The following is a 20867-nucleotide window of genomic DNA, read 5'->3' as shown; positions in this document are numbered from 1 at the left end:
TCGGTTCAAGGGGCCTCCAGTGCCTGGTCGCTCAGGCCTGAAGCAGCGCCAGCTCTTCGGCGCTCAGATGGCGTGCCTTGCCCTTGGCAAGGTCGCCGAGTTGCAGAGATCCGATCGCGATCCGTACCAGGCGCAGCACCTCGATATCGTGGGTGGCGAGCAGCCGGCGGATGTGGCGGTTGCCGCCCTCGTCGAGCACGATCTCCAGCCAGGCGGTGCTGGTGCCGCTTCCACTCGATCGAAAATCAATCGCCTGAATTGCTACAGCGCCCTGGTGTCGCCGGTAATGCCACGGGACAATTTGTTTTGTATAGTCCTTGATGCCACGTGGCCGACGATGGTTCGATGACTTGGGAAGGGAAGATCATGCGAAGCGGATTGGCGAAATTCGTCGTGGCGGGTTGCGTCGCCGCTCAGGTCGTCCTGCAAGCGGCGCAGCCGGCGTTTGCCGCGCCGTGCGGCTGGACGGCGAAACTGGAGGAAGAGGAGGGCGGCAAAGTGCTGATGGCGTCGGTCTGCGGCGGATCGAATGGCGGCGCCCAGCTGACGCTGGCCTGTTTCGGCAAGCCGACGCTGAGCTATGATTTGGGCGACAGCGGTCCGCAACTGGAACCCGGCATCGCTTCGTTCGCGTTCAAGGCCGGCGGCAAGGCGGTGACCAAGACGCTTCAACTCGAAGAAATGTACAACACCTTCACCGTGGAATTGAGCAGCACCGACCCGCTGTTGGCCCTGCTGCGCTCCAAGGGCGAGGTCACGGTCGCCTCGGGCAAATATGGCGAGAACAGCTTTCCGCTTGCCGGCTCATCCGCCGCCATCGGCAAGGTGCTGGCCCAGTGCAGCAAAGCCAAGGCTTCTTCCGACAATGACAACTGATGAACCCCTTACATTTCAATTTGAATCGCGCGAGACGTTGGTTGCGAAGATAGAGCGTGATCCCGCTAACCTCGATCCCTGGACAGGGCTTGTCCAACTGGAGGCCGAGGAAAGCAGCCTGGACACCGCGGTGTCGGTTCTCTTGCGGGCAATTGATGCTGTATCCGACAGGGAACAGCTTTGGCGGGCAGTTGGCTGACTGTCGAGTCGCCGCCTGCAGCTCAGGCCTGAAGCAGCGCCTGCTCTTCCGCGCTCAGATGGCGTGCCTTGCCTTTGGCAAGGTCGCCGAGTTGCAGAGATCCGATCGCGATCCGCACCAGGCGCAGCACCTCGATATCGTGGGCGGCGAGCAGCCGGCGGATATGGCGGTTGCGGCCCTCGTCGAGCACGATTTCCAGCCAGGCGGTGCTGGTGCCGCCGCGCAGCAACTCGATCGAGCGGGCCGCCAGCAATTCTCCGTCGACGGTCGCGCCGGCGCGCAACCGCGCCAGCATGGCCTCGTCGGGCAGCGCGCCGATCTGCACGTGATAGGTCTTGGCGACATGCGAGGCGGGATCGAGCAGGCGCTGCGCGAAGCGCGTGTCGTTGGTCATCAACAGCAGGCCTTCGCTGGCCTTGTCGAGGCGGCCGACGGGCGAGACGAAAGGCAGGTCGAGGCCTGCCAGGCAATCATAGACGGTGCCGCGGTCCTGCGGGTCGTCACGGGTGGTGACCAGCCCGCGCGGCTTGTTGAGCATCAGATAGACCTTGCGCTCGGCGGCGACGCGGCGGCCGTCGACCTCGATGCGATCGCGGCCTGGATCGACGCGAATCGAGCCGTTGCGCACGATCTTGCCTGCGACCCGCACGCGCCCCTCGGAAACCAGAAGCTCGGCCTGCTTGCGCGAGCACAGGCCAAGCTTCGACAGCGCGCGACAGAGGCTGACGCCGGGAGGCTGGGCCCCGGGGGCAGGGCGTTGCCGGGCAATGTTCGGTCGCGGCGACATGATGTTGCCTGTGGATTCTTGTATACGAGCATCCCACTATAGCCGGCCGCCGGCTATGTCCACGGAAGGGAACTGCATATCGTTTGCGTCGTGCGCAGCGGCTGCGAGGACTTGCATGAAAACAGCCATTCGCCTTTGCCTGCTGCTCGCCTTGTTGCCGACATCGCCGGCGCATGCCGGCTGGCAGGCAGTCGAAAAGGTCGAGACCTATGCCATCTCAGGGCAATCCGGCCCGGAGCTCTATGCCTCGATCGGCGGGCGCGGACCGCTGCTCGGCGAACGCCGCGTCATCGCGCATACCAATTTCAAGCTGACCTGGGTGAGGGACTACCAGCCGCAAGGCGACGCCTGCGTGCTGGTGTCGGCGCGACCGAAGCTGATCATTACCTACACCTTGCCGAAGCCGGCCGCGCGGCTGCCGGGCGCAATCCAGAAGAACTGGGAGGTTTTCGCAGCCGGCCTCGCCGCCCACGAGAAGGTGCACGGCGCCAGCATCGTCGACATGGTGCACAAGATCGAGGCGGCCACCATTGGCCTGACCGTCGCCGATGACCGTGGCTGCAGCAAGATCAGGATCGAAGTGACGAGACGGCTCGCCGGAACCTCCCAGGCACAACGGCAGGCGAGCCGCGATTTCGACCGGGTCGAATTCGGCCCAGGCGGCAAGCTGCGGCAGCTTGTGTTCACGCTGATGACCGGCGGATGACGCTGCAGGGCTGCGGGGGCGGCGCAGGGCACCACCTTTGCGGCCCTCACGCCTGCTCGGTCGGATAGAGCGTCAGGATGTTGACGTTGACCCGTGGCGGCTGGCTCACCGCATACAGGATGGCGGCGGCGATGTCCTCGCTTTCCAGCTGCTCCATGTCGCCCAGCCTTTGCTCGACCGCCTGGCGCACATCGGCACGCATATTCTGGGTGAACTCGGTCTTGACGGCGCCAGGCTCGATGCAGGTGACGCGGATGCCATCCTTGCCGATCTCGCGGCGCAGCGATTCCGCCATCGCGCTCACCGCGTGCTTGGTGCCGGAATAAACCACCGAAGGGTGGATATAACGGCCGGTGCCCGACGAGACCACGACGATGTGGCCGGCGCCTTGCCGCTGCATCGACGGCAGTGCCGCATGGATCGGATAAAGCAGGCCCAGGATGTTGACGTCGACCATCCGGCGGTATTCTTCCGGCGTCGTGTTGCGGAACGGCGCCGCGACGCCAACGCCGGCAATGGCGAGCAGCATGTCGAGCCGGCCGTATTCACGCGCGACCCGTTCGACCATGGCCGAGGCCTGCGCCTCGTCGGTGACGTCGACCGTCATCGGCAGTGCCGCGCTGCCGGTTTCACGGATCCGCCTCGCCAGATCGTCCAGCCGCTCGGCGCGCCGCGCGGCAATCACCAGCGTGGCGCCCTCGGCCGCCAGCGCCAGGGCGGTGGCCTCGCCAATGCCGGAAGAGGCGCCCGTCACCAAGGCGATCTTGCCGCTCAGTTTTCCTGTCTGCATCTTTTTCTCCTGACGCTTTGGACCCGCCGTGAAGCTAGGGCGCCGGCTTTCTGGAACAATGCTGATCGAAAAACCGAATCCACCGTTAGGGTTTTGGCCCCAGCAAGCCCACGTCTGCGCACGAACGGGCCTTGACGCGACCGGAGGTGTTGCGTCTTGATATGGGGGCTGCGGGGCTTCGCATGAAAACAGCTGATCGACTACGTCTGCGGGTGGCTTGTTTGCATGCGACGCTTGCATGCACCTCCGCGATCCTCTCGCGACCGACAGGTCTGAGCGCCAGATGAAGGTCCTCGTCGTCCATTGCCATCCCTGCGCCGACAGCTTCAACGGCGCCGTGCGCGACACAGTGCTGGAGACGCTTGCCGAAAGCGGCCACCAGGTCCACCTGCTCGACCTTTATGCGGCCGGCTTCGATCCGGTCATGCGCACGCAGGAATGGCGCGGTTACCACGACAAGGCGGCGAACCTGCAACCGGTGCACGAACATGCGCAGGAGCTGCTCTGGGCGGAGGCGGTCGTCTTCATCTATCCGACCTGGTGGTATGGCCTTCCGGCGATGCTGAAAGGCTGGCTGGAGCGTGTGCTGGTGCCGGGCTTCGCTTTCGAGATGCCGACGGCACGACGCGGCCCGCGGCCCAAATTGCGGCACATACGCCGGGTGATGGCAATGACCACATGTGGCGCCACGCCGCTGATGTCGTGGATCATGGGACAGCCCGGCCGGCGGACCCTGCTGCGCGGCTTCCGCTCCGTCTGCCATCCGCTATGCCGGACCAAATTCCTGGCGCTCTACCGGATGGACAGCGTCTCGGCCGCCGGACGCCAGGCGCATTTGCAGCGGGTCAGAAAAGCGGTTGCCGGCCTTGGCCGCGCTGATGCGGTCGCCGCCACGGTGCCTGGCTGATCAGCCGGGTGGGCCGTCGCCGGCGCGGGCAATCGCTTTGGACGGGCGATTGCGCCAGGTTGGTGTTGGAGACGGCCAATTATCGAAGTAGGCGCCGCCCCTCTGGCCCTGCCGGGCGTTTCTCCCCGTAAACGGCAGGGCAATCGAATATGGACTTGACGGACCCACCTACCGAACGCTGCAACGCCTGAAACGAAAAACCCGCCTCGGAGGCGGATCGTTGGGAGCCAATTAGCACCATGCCCAAATTAATAGCATAGCTGCCGGCACAAAGCAAGAACAAAATACGCCGTGGCGATAGAAAATCCGAATTCCTGCTCGTCCGAGGTCGCTGCTCAGAACGATTGCAAACTCGTATTCCTTCGCCCCACTTGGCATCTCCCGCAGGGGCAGGGCAAATCGCATATGGATTCTTACGAAGAAGGGACCCCTACCCCTAACCCCTCCCCACAAGGGGGAGGGAACGCTGCCGCGTGCCTTTACTTCCCCTTGGCGCCGAAAAGCAGGCAATTTGCCGAGGTCGGCGCCGACGGAGGTCTCCCTCCCCCTTGTGGGGAGGGGTTAGGGGTAGGGTTCTTCGTAGAGCGAAAGCGTAGAGCGAAAGCCTCCGCTTTCGATCTGCGATAGCCCTGCCATAAACGGGGAGATAGACCCGGCCGCAACGCTGGCGCTATGCTTGCAACGTTGGCGCTTTGCGAAATTGTCAGCGTCCCTCGCTCCGTCTACAACGACGCCAGCAAGCAGGCATGGGGCGGCGCAAACCCGTGAAGTAAGGGGCTGATTCAACTTTAGGTCTAAAGCGATTGCTCGCCATGGCCTTTGCAGGGTGGCTGCTCGCCGAACCAAAACAGATCGGACAGATGAAGGCCGCGCAATGACCGTCACCATCTACCACAACCCCGATTGCGGCACCTCGCGCAACACGCTGGCCATGATCAGGCAGTCCGGCGAGGAGCCTGAGGTGGTCGAATATCTAAAAAATCCGCCGTCGCGCGAAAAGCTCGTCGAGCTGATCGCAGCGATGGGCATGACGCCGCGCCAATTGCTGCGCGAAAAGGGCACGCCCTATGCCGAACTTGGCCTGGGCGACCCGAAGTGGAGCGACGACGAGATCCTCGATTTCATGCTGGCGCATCCGATCCTGATCAACCGGCCGATCGTGGTGACGCCGCTCGGCACCATGCTCGCCCGACCATCCGAAGCGGTGCTCGATATCCTGCCCAATCCGGATATCGGCCCGTTCACCAAGGAGGACGGCGAGATGGTCATCGACGCCAGCGGCAAGCGCGTCGGCTAGATATCGTCTTATTTCGATCTTTGTCGAAATTCTCTTGACGTGCAGCGATTCTGGAAATAGCTTATTTCCATGAAACTCGAAAAAGCAGCCTCGCAACTCGAAGCCCTCGGCAGCCCGACGCGGTTGCAGCTCTATCGGACGCTGGTGCGGGCGGGCGATGAGGGGCTGCCGGTCGGGCGTATCCAGGACAGATTGGGCATCGCTGCCTCGACGCTCTCGCATCACCTCAAGCGGCTGGTCGACACCGGCCTGGTGACACAGGAGCGCCAGGCGACGACGCTGATCTGCCGGGCCAACTATCCCGCCATGAACGGGCTCATCGGATACCTCGCGGACGAATGCTGCGCCGACGCCACCTGTGCGCCAGCATCGGTGGAAGCGGCCGCCAAAACAGCGGCGTGATTTTTTGGCAGTATAATTCGAAATTACCGGAAGGATGGAAGAGATGGAGATGATCGAAAAACTCCCCGTTGCAGTGATTGGCGCCGGGCCAGTCGGCCTGGCGGCAGCGGTCCACCTCATCGCGCAAGGCATTCCTGTCAAAGTCTACGAAGCCGGCAATGCGGTTGCATCCAACCTCAGGGATTGGGGACATGTCCGTGTGTTCACGCCCTGGCGCTATTGCGTCGATCAGGCGGCCAGAAACCTGCTCGAGGCGCATGGCTGGCGGATGCCGGAACCCGAGGCATTCCCGACCGCGGATGATCTCGTCACGGATTATCTCGAGCCGCTTGCAAAGCTTCCGCAATTGTCGCCGTCGATCGAAACCGGCGCCCGGGTTGTCGGCATCTCGCGCTGGGGCGCCGACAAGGTGCTGAGCAAGGGACGCGAGAACCGGCCGTTCATGCTGGCGGTCGAGACTGCCGATGGTACAAGACGCGACAGCGCACGTGCCGTCATCGATGCTTCGGGAACCTGGCAGATGCCGAACCCGCTCGGCGCCGGCGGAATTCCTGCAGAAGGCGAGGCCGAATTTGCCGACCGCATCGCCTACGGCATCCCCGATATTCTCGGCCGCGACCGCAGCCTTTATGCGGGGAAGACGACGCTGGTCGCCGGCTCCGGCCATTCGGCCGCCAATGCGGTGCTGGATCTCGCCAGCCTGGCAAATGTGGAGGCCGGCACCGCTTTCATCTGGACGACGCGCGGCACCGACCTGGTGCGCATCTACGGTGGCGGTGATGCCGACCAATTGCCGGCACGCGGCGAACTCGGCGCCGAAGTGCGCGAACTCGCCGAGAGCGGCGGCGTCAGGCTGGTGACGGGCTTTGCGGCTGTTTCGATCCGCGATGCCAACGGCCGGCTGGTCGTCGAAGGCCAGACCAGGGACGGTTTGCAGGCGCTTGGCCCGGTCGACCGCATCATCGCCGCGACCGGGCAACGCCCGGATCTGTCGCTGACCCGTGAGCTTCGGCTCGAGCTCGATCCATGGCTGGAAAGCGTCAAGGCACTGGGACCGTTGATCGATCCCAACGAGCACTCCTGCGGCGACGTGCCGCCGCACGGCCACCGTGAGCTCAGCCATCCAGAGCAAGGGTTCTACACAGTCGGCATCAAGAGCTATGGCCGCGCACCGACCTTCCTGCTGCTGACCGGGTATGAGCAGGTCCGCTCGGTCGCGGCGGCGATCGCCGGCGACATGGTGGCGGCCGACAATGTCCAGCTCGTGCTGCCCGAGACCGGCGTCTGCACCGTGCCGCGGATCGGCGTGGCCGACAAGGGGTGCTGCGGCGGTCCGGCGCCGGCGGCTTCGAGCGCCTGCTGTGTCGCCGATGCCGAAGCAAAGGCGATCGGCAAAGGCGGCTGTGGCTGCAGCGTCGCGGCATGAGTCTTTCGCCGCCTTCGCCGGCCATCGTGCGCAGCCGCGGCGCGATCATCACCGCGCTTGGCCTGACGCAGATCATGGCGTGGGGTTCTTCCTACTATCTTCCCGCGGTCATCGCGCCGGCAGTCTCCTCCGATACCGGCTGGCCGCTGGCATGGGTTGTCGGCGGCCTGTCTCTCGGCTTGCTCACGGCAGGATTGATCTCTCCGCGCGTCGGGTCGTCGATCGAGCGGCATGGCGGCCGCAACGTTCTGGCGTTCAGCGCCGGATGCATCGGGCTCGGCCAGATCGGGCTGGCTCTTGCCCCTAATCTTGCGGCCTATATCGCGGCCTGGCTGGTCATCGGCCTGGGCATGGGGGCGGGGCTCTACGATGCCGCTTTCGCAACGTTTGGCCGCCACTACGGCCACGGCGCGCGCTCCGCCATCACCATGCTGACGCTGTTCGGCGGCCTTGCGAGCACCATCTGCTGGCCGATCTCAGCCTTGCTGCTGGGGGAGGTCGGCTGGCGCGGCACCTGCCTGGTTTACGCCGCCTTTCAGCTGGCAATTGCGCTGCCGCTCTATCTGGTGATCCTGCCCCGGGAGCCGCCGCAACCGGCAGTCAAACCGGGAGTGAAGAAGGCGGCACCCATTCTCGACAACCAAGCCGATCCGTCGATCATGATCGTTCTGGCCGCGACCCTGACACTCGCAGCGGTGATCTCGTCGACACTATCGGTGCATCTGCTCACAATCCTGCAAGGCAGCGGCATGGCGCTTGCCGTAGCCGTCGGGCTCGGCGTGCTGGTTGGTCCATCACAGGTGGCGGCGCGCGCGATCGAGATGATGATCGCGCGCTACCACCATCCGATTTTCACCAAGTTTGCCTCGGTTACGTTTGTGGCGATCGGCGTTTCGACGCTCTGGGCCGGCATGCCAATCATCCCGCTGGCGCTGGGCTTCTACGGCGCAGGCATCGGCCTCGAATCCATCGCGCGGGGGGCGTTGCCGCTCGCGCTGTTCGGCTCGAACGGCTACGCGAGACTGATGGGCCGCCTCGCCATGCCGAGCCTGATCGCCCAGGCGGCGGCACCCTCGGCCGGAGCATTGCTGCTGGAGCGCTTCGGCCCGCACGGGACGTTGGCCGCGCTTTCCGGCCTGGCGCTGGCCAACGTCATCCTCGCATGCGGCTTGGGCTGGCGGATGCTCCGCCGGCGGCAATCGCAGGTTCAAACCCGATAGGATTTCGACCTGCGTTCGGCGCCTTCAACTGGAGAGCGGGAGATCTTCCAAGGGATCGACAAGGAAAGACGCGGCGATCAGATCGTCCGCATCGAGGCGCAGTGAGCCTTTGGCGCCGCCCATGATGGCGGCAACCTTTTGAAACGTCTTGATCTCATGCTCGGTAATCTGGGCACTTTGCATTCTGGATTTGAGGTCAGCGACGCGCAGCCCCAAACTGTGGGACATTCCGATTTTACGGTTCGACATGGTAAGATGCTCCTCCCCGGCCCATGTTTGTTTTGCCACCCGCCCTATTCGTATTTCCTCCGCCTGCCTAAATATGAGGCATCGCGATACAGCGCCCGAACGCCCGATGCAAGGGAAGGTTCCGGCGCGCAGAGGTCACGAAATAATAATACGAAGGAAGTACGGCCGATGGTCCGGCCGGAGGTAGGACTTAGGTACGACGCCCCGCCGGACAGAGGGCTCCGGTGGCTTATCGGCTGGCGAGGACCATGCGGTTGCCTTCGCTGTCGCGAAACTCCGCCACCGTGCGCCCCGGCTGCCACGGCGCCTCATGCGCTTCGGTGATGATCTCGACGCCGCCCGCTTTCATGGCCGCGATCATTGCCCCGACATTTTCATCGACCAGCACCAATACCGGCTCCGCGCCGGGTGCGTCGTCGGCGCGCCTGACAAAATGCAGGTTCGTCACGGCATGCGGAAATGCCAGCTCGATCCAGCGCCAGCCGCCATCGCCCATCTTCTGGTCAGCCATGACCTGGCAGGCGAGATGCCTGGTGTAGAACGCCTTGGCGCGGTCCTGCTCGAACACCGGAAGCTCGGCAAACTGGATATGCATGATCGTCTCTCCTGCTTGATGGCTGCCGCGCAGCCGCCCACGCGGGAAAGACGATGCGGGCAACCGAAAAGATTCGTCGGCAAGGAGAATCTTTTCAGCGCAGCCGGTCGTCCTTCGTTCATACCAACCAGTCAGGAGACGACGATGGACTACGCGCTCATTCGATACGGTGTGAACCAAGCCGACCTGGCAGATAACCGCGTGCTGGTCGAAAAAGTATTTGAAGCGCTGGGCGAGGCGGCACCGCCGACGATGTGCTATCTTGTGCTCGAGCTGGACGACGGCTCGTTCGTCCACATCGTCGGCCAGGACGGCGATTCGTCGGCGCTGACCGGGCTTGCCGCCTTCAAGGCATTTGCGGAAAACCACGCCCAGCGCCGTTCGACCCCGGCAATGCGATCGCCTGTCAAAGTCATCGGCAACTATCGTATGCTGGCGGATCAGAAAGCCGGGTAGCGCCCGCCATGCCGCTCGCGCAGAAATGGGACGCTACGCCGAAAATGAACAGGGCGACTTTGGAGGTGATGCTCGTCGGGTTGCGGCCAAGGCTGCATCGCTACTGCGCGCGTATGGCCGGCTCGGTGATCGACGGCGAGGACATCGTCCAGGAGGTCCTGATCAAGGCGCTGCAGGCGATCGACGGGGGTGCGATCGTCGAACGTCCCGAGCAATGGCTGTTTCGCATAGCCCACAATGCCGCGCAGGATCATCTGCGGCGGCGCAATCGGGAAAGGTCGCGCATGACCGAGGCCGACATGAGCGTGATCGAGGATCCCTCCGGCAGCGCCGACAGCCGGCTCGCCGCCCAGACCAGCCTGCGTTCCTTCATGCAGCTTTCGGTGCCGCAGCGCAGCGCTGTGATCCTGGTCGACGTGCTCGGCCTCAGCCTGCATGAGACCTGCGAAGTCACCGGCGCGACGCTCGCCGCCACCAAGGCCGCGCTGCATCGCGGGCGGGCGCAGCTCAAGTTGCTGGCGCTGCAGCCCGAACAGGCGCTTGCGCCGAGGCTCGACGCCGATGACGAGCGCCGGCTGCGGCGCTATGTTGACCTGTTCAACGCGCGCGACTTCGACGCGGTCAGGGCACTGATCGCCGAGGACGTGCGGCTCGACGTCGTCAACCGCGTCCGCCTGCGCGGCAAGGCCGAGGTGTCGACCTATTTCGGCAATTATGCCCGTATCAGCGACTGGACATTGTCGCTCGGCTTCGTCGACGGCAGGCCGGCGATCCTCATCCGCCACCCGCAAGCGGCCGACGGCGCGGTGCGCGGCTTCATTCTGGTCGAGTGGCGGAACGATCAGGTCATCCAGATCCGCGACTTCCGCTATGCGCCCTGGTGCCTGGTCGACGCGGAGATCAGGGCCGTGGAGGGGTGAGGAGAGCGCTGGAAATGGTGCGAAATGGCGATCAGGCAGCCTCTTCCTGTTTGACCCAAACGCAATTGCCACATGGCAGCACGTTCTTGGAGCGGTTCCGGTTCTCTTGGAACCGGTAACTCGCTCTAACTATCTGTTTTGCCGCATTTATGCGGACGCCAAATGACTCCATTTGGCGGCAGAATCCTCTAGCCGATACGCACGCGGCGCGTCACCTGGCCATTGCTTTCCCAGTATGTGTGTTTCTTGGCTATCAAGGGATCGTCCATCGCCGGTTGAATTTGTCCCGTGGTGCTGACCGCGCGCGAGGTCACCGTGTGTTCTCCAGGAGAGGGATTTGGCCAAGCCAGGGACCATATTTTCCAGGCGTGTTCGGCCTCCTCACTGTGGTCAATGGTCGCTGGTGTCCAAGGCCCTTGATCGATTTGCACTTCGACCCGGTCGATCGGCGCCCCCCAGGCTGCCCCAACGATGCGGTAATCTGAATCTTTCCGGGTAACCTTCGCAGGCGCGGACTTTATCAGCGCTCGGCCGACTGACGTCTCGGCCCATACGGTCTCGCCGTTGTGGTCTTCCTCCCGGATGGTGACATAGTCACGGGCCATCAGAAGGCTCATGAACCGCGTATCGCGAACCTCGATGCGCTTTAGCCACTTGACGTTGGCGATCCCGTACCAGCCTGGAGCAATGAGCCGTACCGGGAAGCCATTGGGCGCCGGCAAGGCGGCCCCGTTCATTTCATAGCAGAGGAGATTGTCGGGGTTCATCGCGTCGGCGAGCGACATGCTGCGAGCGAAGTTCTGCTGCATCTTGACGTCGCGTATCGGGATCTCGCCCGTGTCGGTACCGAAAAAGACGACCTCGATGCCCTTCTCCAGAACGCCGGCTTCCTCAAGGATCGGGGCGAGCGGCGTCCCTGCCCAGCGAGCATTGCCGATGCCGCCGGTGAAAAAGGGAAACCCGTGGTTGCCCGAGCATTCCACCGTGAAAACGACCTCCTGCCGCGGTCGCGCCCTGATGTCGGCGAGCGTTAACTCGAGGGGCTTCTTGACCAGGCCTCCGATCTCCATCGACCATGTCTTCTCGTCGATCGTTGGTCGGTTGAAATGCGAGATGCTGAAGAACTTGTCGTTTGGCGTTATCCAGCTATCCAAGTCCTCCCAGACAAGCTGCTTCTGGATACCCACCGGATCGGGATTTTCGGTCGGCTGATCCAGCCATCGAATAACTTCCTCGTTCGGCCGTGTTGGAAAAGCGTAAGCCCGGCGCGAGGTATAGAGAGCAGCAATTGCGGCAAGAGCCGCGCTTCCTTGAACAAGAAGTTCTCTGCGCTGAAAATCAGGCATGTTGTTTACCTCCCAGTTGATCCGGAACGGGCTGCAACGTGCCTTAGGCCGTAGCCTGATCACGGATAGGCGACACAATGTGAGGTCTGCCCACCCGGAAGTATCCGGGTAGGTCAGATAATCACCGACGCAAGTCAAGCATGTGAAGCGTTGCACGAAACGCCAGCTCGCGTTTCGCACGCTAAGAGTGCGCCTTTGAGAAGGAACTGTCCACAACTTGGACGGGACATGATGATGATTGCAGCATTCCATACCGATTTCCGGTCCCGCCAAAATCGTTGCTGCTCGGATCGCTGCCGAACGCCCGCTTCTGGGTCATTTCCGGACTTTCGCAGGTTTCTCGTCGAACCGGTGTTTCCTGCCGGCCCATGGGTTGGCCGTGCGGCCGGCACCGCCCTGGTCGCTTGGGGCGGCGCAACGCTTTTGGTCTGACGACCAGGGCCGCCTCGAATGTCGCATTTGCAGGAGGAGGGCGGGCCCGGGCGGCACATCAGAACCGAGGTGGCCAGCAAGCAGGCCGCCCGGCTCGGGCGCGGCAGAATCAATCACACGTGAACCATTCGCCAACCGAGCGGGGACGCCCTAGTTGGTGGTGACTTGCGTCACCGCCACGCCGGTTATCCTGCCGTTCCCGGCTGTGTAGGTGAGCGTCTGCGTGACCGTGGTGTCCTTCTGGTCGGGAGACGAAGGAGGATAAGAGGCGGCGAAGCCGAAATGGCCGTAACGATCGGGCTTGGCGGCGCCAAATTTCGCGGCCACGTCGCTCAGCGGCGCTCCGACGCCGGGCGTATCGAGTTCAATTGCTGTCAGGCTGGCAGGCGCGCCGGCGCATCCTTCCGGCACCTTGCCTTCCGGGTTCGGCTGCAGGGCGACGGACAGGACACCGTGGTCGGAACCGCCCATCTCGCCGGATACGAACCAGAAGATCGACGGCGATCCGCCGGCGTCGGGGCCGGCATAGCAAAGCCAGTGGCGTGAATCTCCGGCGTCACCTTCATCGTGCATCGCTCCGCCGAAGGCTTTTTCGACATCGGCAAGCGTGGTTTCCTCAAGCTTTATCTCCAGCGGCCCGGCCTTGACCTGCTTGAACAGCGGGCTGGCCAGCGGCGAGTTGATATCGCCCAGGGATGGAATCGCCCGGTCCGGGTTGAGCGGCTTGGCCAGCGTCGTTGCATTGGTCACCAGTCCGGCAACGATGAGTGCGAAATATCCGGCGTTCTGTCCCATGCCGATCTCCTGTCGTTCGAAGTGAGGGCGGAAGGATTTGCGAGCGGGTGCTACCCTGTCTGGTTGATACCCAAACCGGTGCACGACGAACTGGTCCAAGATAAATTCACAACGGCGCAGCCTTCAACGTCATTCCGGCGACTTGGCAACCAAAGTGTAATCGAGGCTCACAGTTCCTTCTCGGCCAGCTCGCGAAACGCGTCGGGAACCGACCGCTGTAGCCAGAGCGCGACCGAGGCGTAGCCCACCGCCTCCCAGCCGAAGCGGTCGCGGATCTTGTCGACGGCGCGGTCCGCGGTCCAGCGCGCCGCGCCCTTGCTGGTGCCGGGGCGGCGGCGGTCGTCGTCGAGCCCGAGCGGCAGTTCCAGTTGCAGGCCGGCATGCTGCTCCAGATGCGAGACGGCGATCGCCAGCAGCGAGATTGTCTTTTCGTGCGGATGGTCGATGAGCACCTTGCGCACCAGCGCCTCGGCGATCTCGGCCAGCATGGCGGTTGCCGATATCGGCTGGTCGACCGTGATCGAGCGCGTCACCGAGCGCAAATCGGCAAAGCGGACGCGAACCGTCACTGTACGGCCGGGCCGGGATTTCGCCCGCAATCTTGTGGCGACCCTGTCGGCCAGATGCAGCAAAGCGGGCACGAAGACTTCCTCGTCGGCCGGTTTTCGGCCAAGCGCCGACTGCGCACCCGCCGAGCGCGCCCGGCGCTGCGTCTCGAGCTTGCGCGGATCGCGGTTCCACGCCAGCGCCTTGAGTTTCTCTCCCGCCGCCGGCCCGAGCAGGCGCTCAAGCGCCCCACCATTGGTCTTCGCCAGCTCGCCGATGGTGTTGACGCCGATGCCGGCCAGCCGCTGCCTGGTGACCGGGCCGACGCCCCACATCAGCTCGACCGACAGGTGGTGCAGGAACTCCAGCTCGTGGCGCGGATCGACCACCACCAGCCCGTCCGGTTTTGCGACCTGTGAGGCGATCTTGGCCAGATGCTTGGTGCGGGCTACGCCGACCGAGATCGGCAGGCCGAGCTCGGCCCGCACGCGGCGGCGGATCTTGCCGGCGATCTCGGCCGGCGAGCCGAACAAATGGGTGCAGCCGGCGACGTCGGCAAAGGCCTCGTCGATCGAAATCCGCTCGACCACCGGCGTGAAATCGCCGAGCACCTTGATTGCCGCATCGCCCAGCCGCTGATAGTCCTTGAAATGGCCGCCGACGAAGACGAGTTGCGGGCAGAGTTCCCGCGCCCGCCGTCCCGGCATACCGCCGCGCACGCCGAACGCCTTGGCTTCATAGGATGCGGCAAGCACCACCCCGCCGCCGACGGCAATCGGCTTGCCGCGCAAGGCCGGGTCGAGCAACTGTTCGACCGAGGCATAGAAGGCATCCAGATCCGCGTGGAGGATGTTGGCTTCCATCCGGCCCGTTCGCCCGCGGCGGTTCGAACGCCGCATTGTCTCGAGTTGTGGTGAGAACATAAAGAGAACATTGTGGGTGGATTGTCAAGCAGCGCGGAGGCTGCCGCAGATGACGAGCGCACGGCAAATGTTCAGCCGCGCAGCCGATCGCGGGCCTGCATCAGCGCGAATCCCAACAGGTTCTCGCCGCGCCACAGCAGCGGGTTCACCGCCCTCTCGTCATCCGCCGCAGGGCCGATACCCCACACCCGGTCGACAGGGCTCGCCTCGACCAGCACCCGGTCATGCGTCGACAACAGATATTCGCGCAGCGCCGCGTTCTGACGGAACTTCTGAAAGCTCCCTTCAGTGACGATGCGATATTTGTCTGCATCCCATTTGGTGCCATCGAAGCCGCTCACCTGGCGGCCAAGCTGCTTTGCCTGCTTGGGGCTCGCCGCCCTGAGGATTTGTGTTGCCGTCGGAACATCACCGAACAGTCGTGCCTTCTCGGCCATCATCCAGTGTTCGGCAGTCGGATAGCTCAGGCCATCGACGGTAAAAGGCGCATGCCACCACTGGCTGAAGCACGACGTGCTTATTCGGCCGTCCTTAGACGGCTGATGGCCCCAGAAGAACAGGAACTTCTGCCGGGGCTTTGCGCGAAAGGTTTTCTCAAGCCAGGTTCGGTCGTAAATCATGGGCGGATGGAGCAGGGCGAAAGGCCGGCTTGTCAATGCTCCATTCAGAGTGGGTAGCGAAGATGAGCGGTCGGCGCTGAATGCGATGAAATGCTGATCTACAGCGCCATCTTGTAGCCGAGATGACTGGCGGTGAAGCCGAGGCGCTCGTAAAAAGCGTGCGCCTCCCGTCGACCTTTGTCCGTGGTGAGCTGGACGAAGCTGCAATTGCGCGAACGGCATGTTTCAATCGCCCATTCGATCATCAGCTTGCCGACGCCGCGCGAGCGCCATTGCCGGGCGACGCGAACGCCTTCGATCTGGCCGCGCCAGGCGCCTTTTCTCGAAATGCCTGGAAGGAAGCTGAGCTGCAGCGTTCCGACCACTTGCCCGGCGTTGACCGCGACGGCCAGCAACTGGTTGGGATCGGTATCGATTGCGCTGAAGGCATCGAGATAGGATGGCGCAAGCGGCGTGGACGGGTCTTCCCGGTCTGCGCCGAGCACATCGTCGGCAAGCATTGCAACGATCGCCGGCAGGTCGGGCGCCTGCGCGCGACGGAATTCGATCTCGCTCATCGCGCGGAGACATACGGCGCGGTGTCGGCGATCGCAACATCCGTTTTGACTTGCAAGGGAGGCCCGCGCGCCTTCAGGTGGCCTCGAGCGCCCAGAGGCGGTGGCCGTAGCGGCGGAAGAAGCGGGCGAAGAGGCGCTGCTGCCTGGCGCGGGTGAGGTCGGCGGCGCGCCTTTCCTGTCGCCAGTGCGGCATGTTGCGGAACATCGACAGGAAGCGGGCGGCATCCTCGAGTGCCTCCTCGGCTGACTGCGCCGGGCGGATCGCCGCCAGGAACAGAGCGCGGCTCGGCTTCATCCGGTCAATCGCCGCCTTGCGCTGGCGATGACCCTGGCGTGCCTTGCGGATGCCGTCCTGGCGGATGGCCGCGAAAGCGGCAAGCATGGCCGGGCTGTCGCCGCTATAGCCGCAAGCATGGGCGAACTGGGCTGGGTCCATCGTCATTCCCTTGCTGCCGGCCGGCCGCGGTTCTGTTGCTCGCGCCGATTCCAGTCCGCACCACGTATAAGCATAACTCAAATAATTGAACAAGTGAAACTTTCACGTTGATGTAAGCGGAACCGACTCGACTCCGCTCCAAAATCCGATAATGTTGCGAACAAAGCAGGAACAATGATGGGGATGACCATGGCATTGGCAGGCAAGGAAGCGACGATCGCCGATGTTGTCTCGATTGCCGTCGAATGCATCGACTGCGGCCGCAACAGGTGGTGGAAGCCGGCCGAGCTCAAGCGGCATGGGGTGATGCCGGAGACACCGCTGGCCGCACTTTCGGGGCGCCTGATCTGCAAGGCCTGCCGGGCCGACGGCCTGCCGGGCGCCGCCGTCTCGATCCAGGCCGCCTTCATCGACGACCGGCAGCGGACCCGCGCCGAGGCGCGCCTGCTCAATGGTCGAGAGCTGCAGTCGAGGCGGGCTTGAGGGGGACGGGGACGGTGTTCTTCCTTCTCCCCTTGTGGGAGAAGGTGGCCGAGCGAAGCTCGGTCGCATGAGGGGTGTTGGACGGATCGCGGAGTTGAAGACGTAGGGATTTAGACTAGAATCATCCGAATATTTTTAAACGCCGCATTTCTTCCAACACCCCTCATCCGGCTCGACGCTGCGCGCCGATCCACCTTCTCCCCAAGGGGAGAAGGGCGCGCCGGCGCCTCCTCAATACCCCAGCAGTTCCTTGAGCGGGATGACGCGGAAGACGTTCTTGATGGCGTAGCGGTTGAAGGACAGCGTCTTGGGCGGGTTGTACTGTTCGACGATCAGCTCGGCGGCGGTGCGCTTGACCAGCTTCTTGATGAAGGCCTTGCCGTTTTGCTCGTTCTCCTCGGGCAGGGTCTCGATCACCACATGGTCGCCGGGCAACGCTTCGCGGCCGCCGCAATAGATCATCTCGCCGGGCTCGTAGCGCGGCACCATCGAATCGCTCAGCACGTGCAGCGCAAACACATTGCGCAGATGCCGGATCCCCGGCGGCCGCTGGACATAGCCGGCCGGCTGGCCGTTGAAGGTGAAGTCGCCATCGTCGCCGCCGACGGCGGTACCGAGAAGCTGGATGTCCATCGGCCCGGCGGGCAGGGGGCCGGGATCGGTGACGATCTCGGCATCGGCGACCGGTCCGGCATCTTCGAGGAAAACGACCTCGCCCTTGCCGAGCGCCACCGGGTCGACGCGCAGGAAAGCGGCGGTCTTCAAAAGGTTCTCGGTCTTGGGCAGGTTGCGCCCGGTCTCCCAATTGCCGACGGCAGCGACGTCGGTGTCGTTGTGCTCGGCAATGTGACGCATCACCAGGCCGCGCTGCTTGCGCGCCCGGCGGATCGCCGCTCCGACCTTGATCGACAGTGCAGTTTTCGCCATGGCTCCATCTGAGGCATAAGATTCGGTTTCGTCTATGCAAGAATCGCTTGCATTATGATTTGAGTTATGCTCTTATGTAGGCATGCACAAGTCGCTTCGCCAGCTTTCGGTCCTTGAATCCGCCGTTCAGCGCGCCGGCAGCGCTCGCCTGGAGGCGGTAGCGCAACCGATCGCCGGGGCCATGCATGTGCCAACCCTTTCCCCTTCGTCGCGGCTGTCCTCCTCCCCGGCCGGGACGATGCCCGAGGCTCGCGCCTCGGATCCGGCAGCGCAAGCGGCCGGAACGGCCGGAGCCGTTCCCCTCACGGCTCCGGCCACGAATTGCCTGCCGGCCGGCAATGCGGAAGCCGCGGTTTCCTGCATCCGCACCGAAGACGGCATGGTCATCGCCTTCGACAAGCGGACGGGCAAGGCAGTGTCCGGCGCGACAAGGCAGGGCGGCCGAGATGAAGCGCGATCGCAGCAGACCACGCGAAGGCTGACCGGCTTTCGAGCCTGAGGCCGGCAAAGCCGGCGCCGCACACAGCCATTTTTGCAGGGAATGAAAACATCATGGCCGCCCGCTATTCCGCCTCGGAACTGGAACAAATCGAGAACTGGCTGACGAGCGGACTGTCGGCCGCGAAGATCGCCACCCGGTTGACCGCGCTGCGCGGCCGCCCGGCCTCGCGTGCAGCCATCATCGGCATCGTCCACCGCACCGCCCGTTTGCGCACCATCGGCCTTGCCAGATCGAAGGGCTGGTGTGGCGGACGCTCTGGCGGCCGGCTCGGAAATTCGGCGCCTGAGCCATCCAGCACTGCTGATCAAGCGGAGTCGGCTCCGAAGGCCGAGCCACGCTGCCGCCCGGCAAGGCTGTCGGCCAGGCTGGCGCCGCCGGCCTGGCAGCCGGGTCCGGCTCGGATCACCGGGACCGATGGCGCACCGCTCGAAATGCCGGCGCCGCGCCCGATCGCCGCCGGCGGCCGCCAGCCGCATTTCGCCGCCATGCGCTTCATCGATTGCCTGTTCGAGCGCTGCCGCGCGCCGCTCGACACGACGCCGCAGGAGGATGGGGAAAACGACGCCCCCGGCAGCCGGCCAGGTTTGGACATGCTGTGCTGCGGAATGCGCACGAACCCATCGAAAAGCTACTGCGCCTATCACGCGGCGCGCTTCCTGCGCACGCTGCCGGCCGAAGCGATTTGAGCCCGCTGCAATGAGGCTGGAAGTTAGCCAGAGCCCGACGACCAAAACCCAGGAGGACCGAGCCGATGAGCACCAAAACCGCCCAAAAGGTCAAAGCCAGGCCACCGAGATTGCCGAAAGGCGAGGCCGAGCAGGTGCGCATCCGCAAGGAGATCGGCCATGATTTCGCACTGAAGGACGACCGGTTCGGCCGCAAGCGGCTGGCGAAGGGGACGCAGGAAGGAGCGCGCCTCTATGAGGTCTCCAATGACGGCCACACAGCGACCGGCGGCATCGTGCGGGTGCGCAACGTCGACCCGCTGAGCGGCCTCACCTCGCTGTCGCGCCAGCAGCGCGAGGCGGGCATGCGCTACCGCCAGGATTTCCGCAACTCGTCCGAGGCAACCGCCAAGCCGATGGCCTGGGCCGAGCGCGTCGACGGCGGCCGCACCGGCAGCGGCGTCGCCGAACACATCCTGTCCGCCGGCCGCGACCATGCCGAGGCCACCAGGGCGCTTGCCCACTGGGAGATCGCCGGCATCGTGCAAAAGGTCTGCTGTGCCGACGCAACGGTCAAGAGCCTGGCCGAACAGGCCGGCGAGCCGCGCGACGTGGTGGTGAAACTACTCAAGATCGGGCTCGACATATTGGCCGTGCATTACGGCATGATGCTGATGCGCAAGCCGAGGTGAGAAGCCCCGCCGATCCGGCCGGCACTACCGGCCGGATCGATCCGTCAACGACGGCAGACACGGATTCTTTCGATAATCCGGTGGTGATGACGCCAGTGCCTGATGACTTCGGTGTGGCAGCGCCGGTGGTACCGGTACCGGTAGCGCGGCGCGTAGTCCTCGTTATAGACATCATAGCGGTAACGGGGAACGTACTCATCGTCGTAATCGGAATACCGATGGTGGCGATAGTAATAGTCGTCGTCATAGCCGTTGCCGATGCCGATTGTGACGCTGCCGCCGGCATTCGCCGGGCCGATCACGGAAGCCGCCGATGCGATGGCGATCACCGAGGCAAGCAGGAGCTTCTTCATAGCTACCTCCTTCTTTAACGTCCCTCTAATAGAAAAACCCCCGAGGGGCAGCCTCGTTCCATAGATTGGCAAGATGTAACGAACGGACGAGCCCGAAGTTTAGCGCCTGCTGGCGCGAAAACGCCGCTGGCTGCGCCGGGGTCGGATCGTCGACGCAGCGTGGCCGCTCCTCTCATCAAACAGCGGCAATCGCGCGTCAGTCCCGTTTTTTGCCGACGTCTGCCTACAGAACATGGCCCAATTCCAGCAAAACGAACGCGGTCGCACCCAGCACAGCGAGGGCGTAGGCCGCATAAAGAACAAGCAGCATTACCTCAAAGTCCCGGACGAAGCTTGCGGCAATCCTGGTCTCCTTAGGCTCTGCTTTCTCGATGCGGTCGGTTTCCAGCTCCTCCGTTGCCACGACGAGGCAGACAATCCTGTCGTTGTCGGCCGCCTGCAATATCCGTTCCGTCAAATCGACTGCAATCACTGGATCATCGGCCAACTGATCCCGCGATAGCCGGCTTTCAGTGACGGTCTGGATTTCACGCTTTCTCACGCACGCATAATTGCGTCGACTAAATTAGGTTCCACTAAAATAGATAGATTGCCTCGACCCGATCACGACGTGGTGAGGCGTGAGCCCAGCTGGGCGGGGAACTCCGCCTGAGGCCCCCATTTGCCGACCGTCGAGGCGAATCTCGATCGGCGCATCCTCCGATCAAACGGCGCGGGCTTCTTTATAGGCTGCTACGGTGCGCCATTGCTGGTAGATCGC

Annotated in this window: 27 protein-coding genes and 1 pseudogene; 14 read left to right on the top strand and 14 right to left on the bottom strand. The window is 63.8% G+C overall.

All coding sequences use genetic code 11. The features are described 5' to 3' along the window. Positions 1–31 precede the first annotated feature (31 nt). Positions 32–226 (bottom strand): annotated as a pseudogene (locus NKH59_RS00460) (pseudouridine synthase); the annotation flags it as partial. 140 nt (positions 227–366) lie between these two features. Between NKH59_RS00460 and NKH59_RS00455 the strand changes: the two are divergent. Together NKH59_RS00455 and NKH59_RS00450 are read left to right on the top strand one after the other, a co-directional pair. Further along, a complete protein-coding gene (locus NKH59_RS00455; protein WP_352541188.1) occupies positions 367–876 on the top strand; it encodes a hypothetical protein in 510 nt (169 codons plus the stop codon). Then, the gene (locus NKH59_RS00450; protein ID WP_353020504.1) at positions 866–1075 is read left to right on the top strand and encodes a hypothetical protein; all 210 of its coding nucleotides are present in this window, start codon (positions 866–868) and stop codon (positions 1073–1075) included. Before NKH59_RS00455 ends, NKH59_RS00450 begins: the two co-directional genes overlap by 11 nt. Before the next feature lie 22 nt (positions 1076–1097). On the opposite strand, the gene NKH59_RS00445 is transcribed toward NKH59_RS00450, so the two are convergent. Beyond that, positions 1098–1862: a pseudouridine synthase gene (locus tag NKH59_RS00445; protein ID WP_352541187.1), complete on the bottom strand. Its 765-nt coding sequence runs from the start codon at positions 1860–1862 to the stop codon at positions 1098–1100. A gap of 115 nt (positions 1863–1977) precedes the next feature. On the opposite strand from NKH59_RS00445, the gene NKH59_RS00440 reads away from it, so the two are divergent. Further along, positions 1978–2568, top strand: a complete 591-nt coding sequence (locus NKH59_RS00440; protein WP_353020502.1) for a DUF922 domain-containing Zn-dependent protease — start codon at positions 1978–1980, stop codon at positions 2566–2568. Positions 2569–2614: 46 nt separating this feature from the next. On the opposite strand, the gene NKH59_RS00435 is transcribed toward NKH59_RS00440, so the two are convergent. After that, the gene (locus tag NKH59_RS00435) at positions 2615–3358 is read right to left on the bottom strand and encodes an SDR family oxidoreductase (RefSeq protein WP_352541185.1); all 744 of its coding nucleotides are present in this window, start codon (positions 3356–3358) and stop codon (positions 2615–2617) included. Between the two features lie 283 nt (positions 3359–3641). Between NKH59_RS00435 and NKH59_RS00430 the strand changes: the two genes are divergently transcribed. The 5 genes from NKH59_RS00430 (at position 3642) to NKH59_RS00410 (ending at position 8610) form a co-directional block, all read left to right on the top strand. After that, positions 3642–4265: an NAD(P)H-dependent oxidoreductase gene (locus tag NKH59_RS00430; RefSeq protein WP_352472165.1), complete on the top strand. Its 624-nt coding sequence runs from the start codon at positions 3642–3644 to the stop codon at positions 4263–4265. Positions 4266–5139: 874 nt separating this feature from the next. Next, positions 5140–5562, top strand: coding sequence for an arsenate reductase (glutaredoxin) (arsC, locus tag NKH59_RS00425; RefSeq protein WP_352541184.1), 423 nt, complete (start codon positions 5140–5142; stop codon positions 5560–5562). 69 nt (positions 5563–5631) lie between these two features. Continuing rightward, complete coding sequence (locus NKH59_RS00420; protein WP_352541183.1) at positions 5632–5964, top strand: ArsR/SmtB family transcription factor; 333 nt, start codon at positions 5632–5634, stop codon at positions 5962–5964. Positions 5965–6013: 49 nt separating this feature from the next. Next, positions 6014–7390 (top strand): FAD-dependent oxidoreductase, encoded by a 1377-nt coding sequence (locus tag NKH59_RS00415; RefSeq protein WP_352541182.1) that lies wholly within the window; start codon positions 6014–6016, stop codon positions 7388–7390. Then, the gene (locus NKH59_RS00410; RefSeq protein ID WP_352541181.1) at positions 7387–8610 is read left to right on the top strand and encodes an MFS transporter; all 1224 of its coding nucleotides are present in this window, start codon (positions 7387–7389) and stop codon (positions 8608–8610) included. Before NKH59_RS00415 ends, NKH59_RS00410 begins: the two co-directional genes overlap by 4 nt. A gap of 24 nt (positions 8611–8634) precedes the next feature. Here the strand turns inward: NKH59_RS00410 and NKH59_RS00405 are convergent, their stop codons facing one another. Both NKH59_RS00405 and NKH59_RS00400 read right to left on the bottom strand, forming a co-directional pair. Continuing rightward, positions 8635–8859, bottom strand: coding sequence for a hypothetical protein (locus NKH59_RS00405; RefSeq protein ID WP_031213090.1), 225 nt, complete (start codon positions 8857–8859; stop codon positions 8635–8637). Between the two features lie 229 nt (positions 8860–9088). Then, positions 9089–9454: a VOC family protein gene (locus tag NKH59_RS00400; protein WP_023680367.1), complete on the bottom strand. Its 366-nt coding sequence runs from the start codon at positions 9452–9454 to the stop codon at positions 9089–9091. A gap of 144 nt (positions 9455–9598) precedes the next feature. Here NKH59_RS00400 and NKH59_RS00395 point away from each other — a divergent pair, with 144 nt between their 5' ends. Continuing rightward, positions 9599–9910, top strand: a complete 312-nt coding sequence (locus NKH59_RS00395) for a hypothetical protein (RefSeq protein ID WP_352472155.1) — start codon at positions 9599–9601, stop codon at positions 9908–9910. 8 nt (positions 9911–9918) lie between these two features. Next, the gene (locus NKH59_RS00390; RefSeq protein WP_352541180.1) at positions 9919–10830 is read left to right on the top strand and encodes a sigma-70 family RNA polymerase sigma factor; all 912 of its coding nucleotides are present in this window, start codon (positions 9919–9921) and stop codon (positions 10828–10830) included. Between the two features lie 188 nt (positions 10831–11018). Here the strand turns inward: NKH59_RS00390 and NKH59_RS00385 are convergent, their stop codons facing one another. The 6 genes from NKH59_RS00385 to NKH59_RS00360 form a co-directional block, all read right to left on the bottom strand. After that, positions 11019–12176, bottom strand: coding sequence for a sulfite oxidase (locus tag NKH59_RS00385; RefSeq protein WP_352541179.1), 1158 nt, complete (start codon positions 12174–12176; stop codon positions 11019–11021). 582 nt (positions 12177–12758) lie between these two features. Then, positions 12759–13403, bottom strand: a complete 645-nt coding sequence (locus NKH59_RS00380) for a hypothetical protein (protein WP_352541178.1) — start codon at positions 13401–13403, stop codon at positions 12759–12761. Between the two features lie 167 nt (positions 13404–13570). Continuing rightward, entirely contained in the window at positions 13571–14812 is a 1242-nt protein-coding gene (dinB, locus tag NKH59_RS00375) for a DNA polymerase IV (RefSeq protein ID WP_353020497.1), read from the bottom strand. Positions 14813–14943: 131 nt separating this feature from the next. Continuing rightward, the gene (gene ybiA, locus NKH59_RS00370) at positions 14944–15492 is read right to left on the bottom strand and encodes a riboflavin biosynthesis intermediates N-glycosidase (protein ID WP_352541176.1); all 549 of its coding nucleotides are present in this window, start codon (positions 15490–15492) and stop codon (positions 14944–14946) included. Positions 15493–15590: 98 nt separating this feature from the next. Then, a complete protein-coding gene (locus NKH59_RS00365) occupies positions 15591–16049 on the bottom strand; it encodes a GNAT family N-acetyltransferase (protein WP_352472143.1) in 459 nt (152 codons plus the stop codon). A 73-nt stretch (positions 16050–16122) separates the two neighbouring features. Then, a complete protein-coding gene (locus NKH59_RS00360; RefSeq protein WP_352472141.1) occupies positions 16123–16491 on the bottom strand; it encodes a hypothetical protein in 369 nt (122 codons plus the stop codon). Between the two features lie 177 nt (positions 16492–16668). Here NKH59_RS00360 and NKH59_RS00355 point away from each other — a divergent pair, with 177 nt between their 5' ends. Next, positions 16669–16968 carry a hypothetical protein gene (locus NKH59_RS00355; RefSeq protein WP_352541175.1) on the top strand — a complete coding sequence of 100 codons (300 nt, stop codon included), beginning with the start codon at positions 16669–16671 and terminating at the stop codon, positions 16966–16968. A 231-nt stretch (positions 16969–17199) separates the two neighbouring features. Here the strand turns inward: NKH59_RS00355 and NKH59_RS00350 are convergent, their stop codons facing one another. Further along, positions 17200–17895: an XRE family transcriptional regulator gene (locus NKH59_RS00350; protein ID WP_352457320.1), complete on the bottom strand. Its 696-nt coding sequence runs from the start codon at positions 17893–17895 to the stop codon at positions 17200–17202. Between the two features lie 238 nt (positions 17896–18133). Between NKH59_RS00350 and NKH59_RS00345 the strand changes: the two genes are divergently transcribed. The 3 genes from NKH59_RS00345 to NKH59_RS00335 all read left to right on the top strand — a co-directional run bounded on the left by NKH59_RS00345 (position 18134) and on the right by NKH59_RS00335 (position 19754). After that, positions 18134–18394 carry a hypothetical protein gene (locus NKH59_RS00345; RefSeq protein ID WP_352541174.1) on the top strand — a complete coding sequence of 87 codons (261 nt, stop codon included), beginning with the start codon at positions 18134–18136 and terminating at the stop codon, positions 18392–18394. 53 nt (positions 18395–18447) lie between these two features. Continuing rightward, complete coding sequence (locus NKH59_RS00340; RefSeq protein ID WP_352501224.1) at positions 18448–19083, top strand: high mobility group family protein; 636 nt, start codon at positions 18448–18450, stop codon at positions 19081–19083. Positions 19084–19148: 65 nt separating this feature from the next. Continuing rightward, positions 19149–19754, top strand: a complete 606-nt coding sequence (locus NKH59_RS00335) for a DUF6456 domain-containing protein (RefSeq protein ID WP_352472136.1) — start codon at positions 19149–19151, stop codon at positions 19752–19754. 44 nt (positions 19755–19798) lie between these two features. Here the strand turns inward: NKH59_RS00335 and NKH59_RS00330 are convergent, their stop codons facing one another. Together NKH59_RS00330 and NKH59_RS00325 are read right to left on the bottom strand one after the other, a co-directional pair. Continuing rightward, positions 19799–20107, bottom strand: a complete 309-nt coding sequence (locus NKH59_RS00330; protein ID WP_292664589.1) for a hypothetical protein — start codon at positions 20105–20107, stop codon at positions 19799–19801. Positions 20108–20330: 223 nt separating this feature from the next. Further along, the gene (locus tag NKH59_RS00325; RefSeq protein WP_352453504.1) at positions 20331–20648 is read right to left on the bottom strand and encodes a hypothetical protein; all 318 of its coding nucleotides are present in this window, start codon (positions 20646–20648) and stop codon (positions 20331–20333) included. Between the last annotated feature and the right edge of the window lie 219 nt (positions 20649–20867).

The sequence above is a fragment of the Mesorhizobium sp. M0998 genome, from assembly GCF_040318885.1.
In the GTDB taxonomy this organism is placed as follows: Bacteria; Pseudomonadota; Alphaproteobacteria; order Rhizobiales; family Rhizobiaceae; genus Mesorhizobium.
Note: the sequence above shows the minus strand (reverse complement) of the source record. Positions and strands in the feature narration are given on the sequence as shown.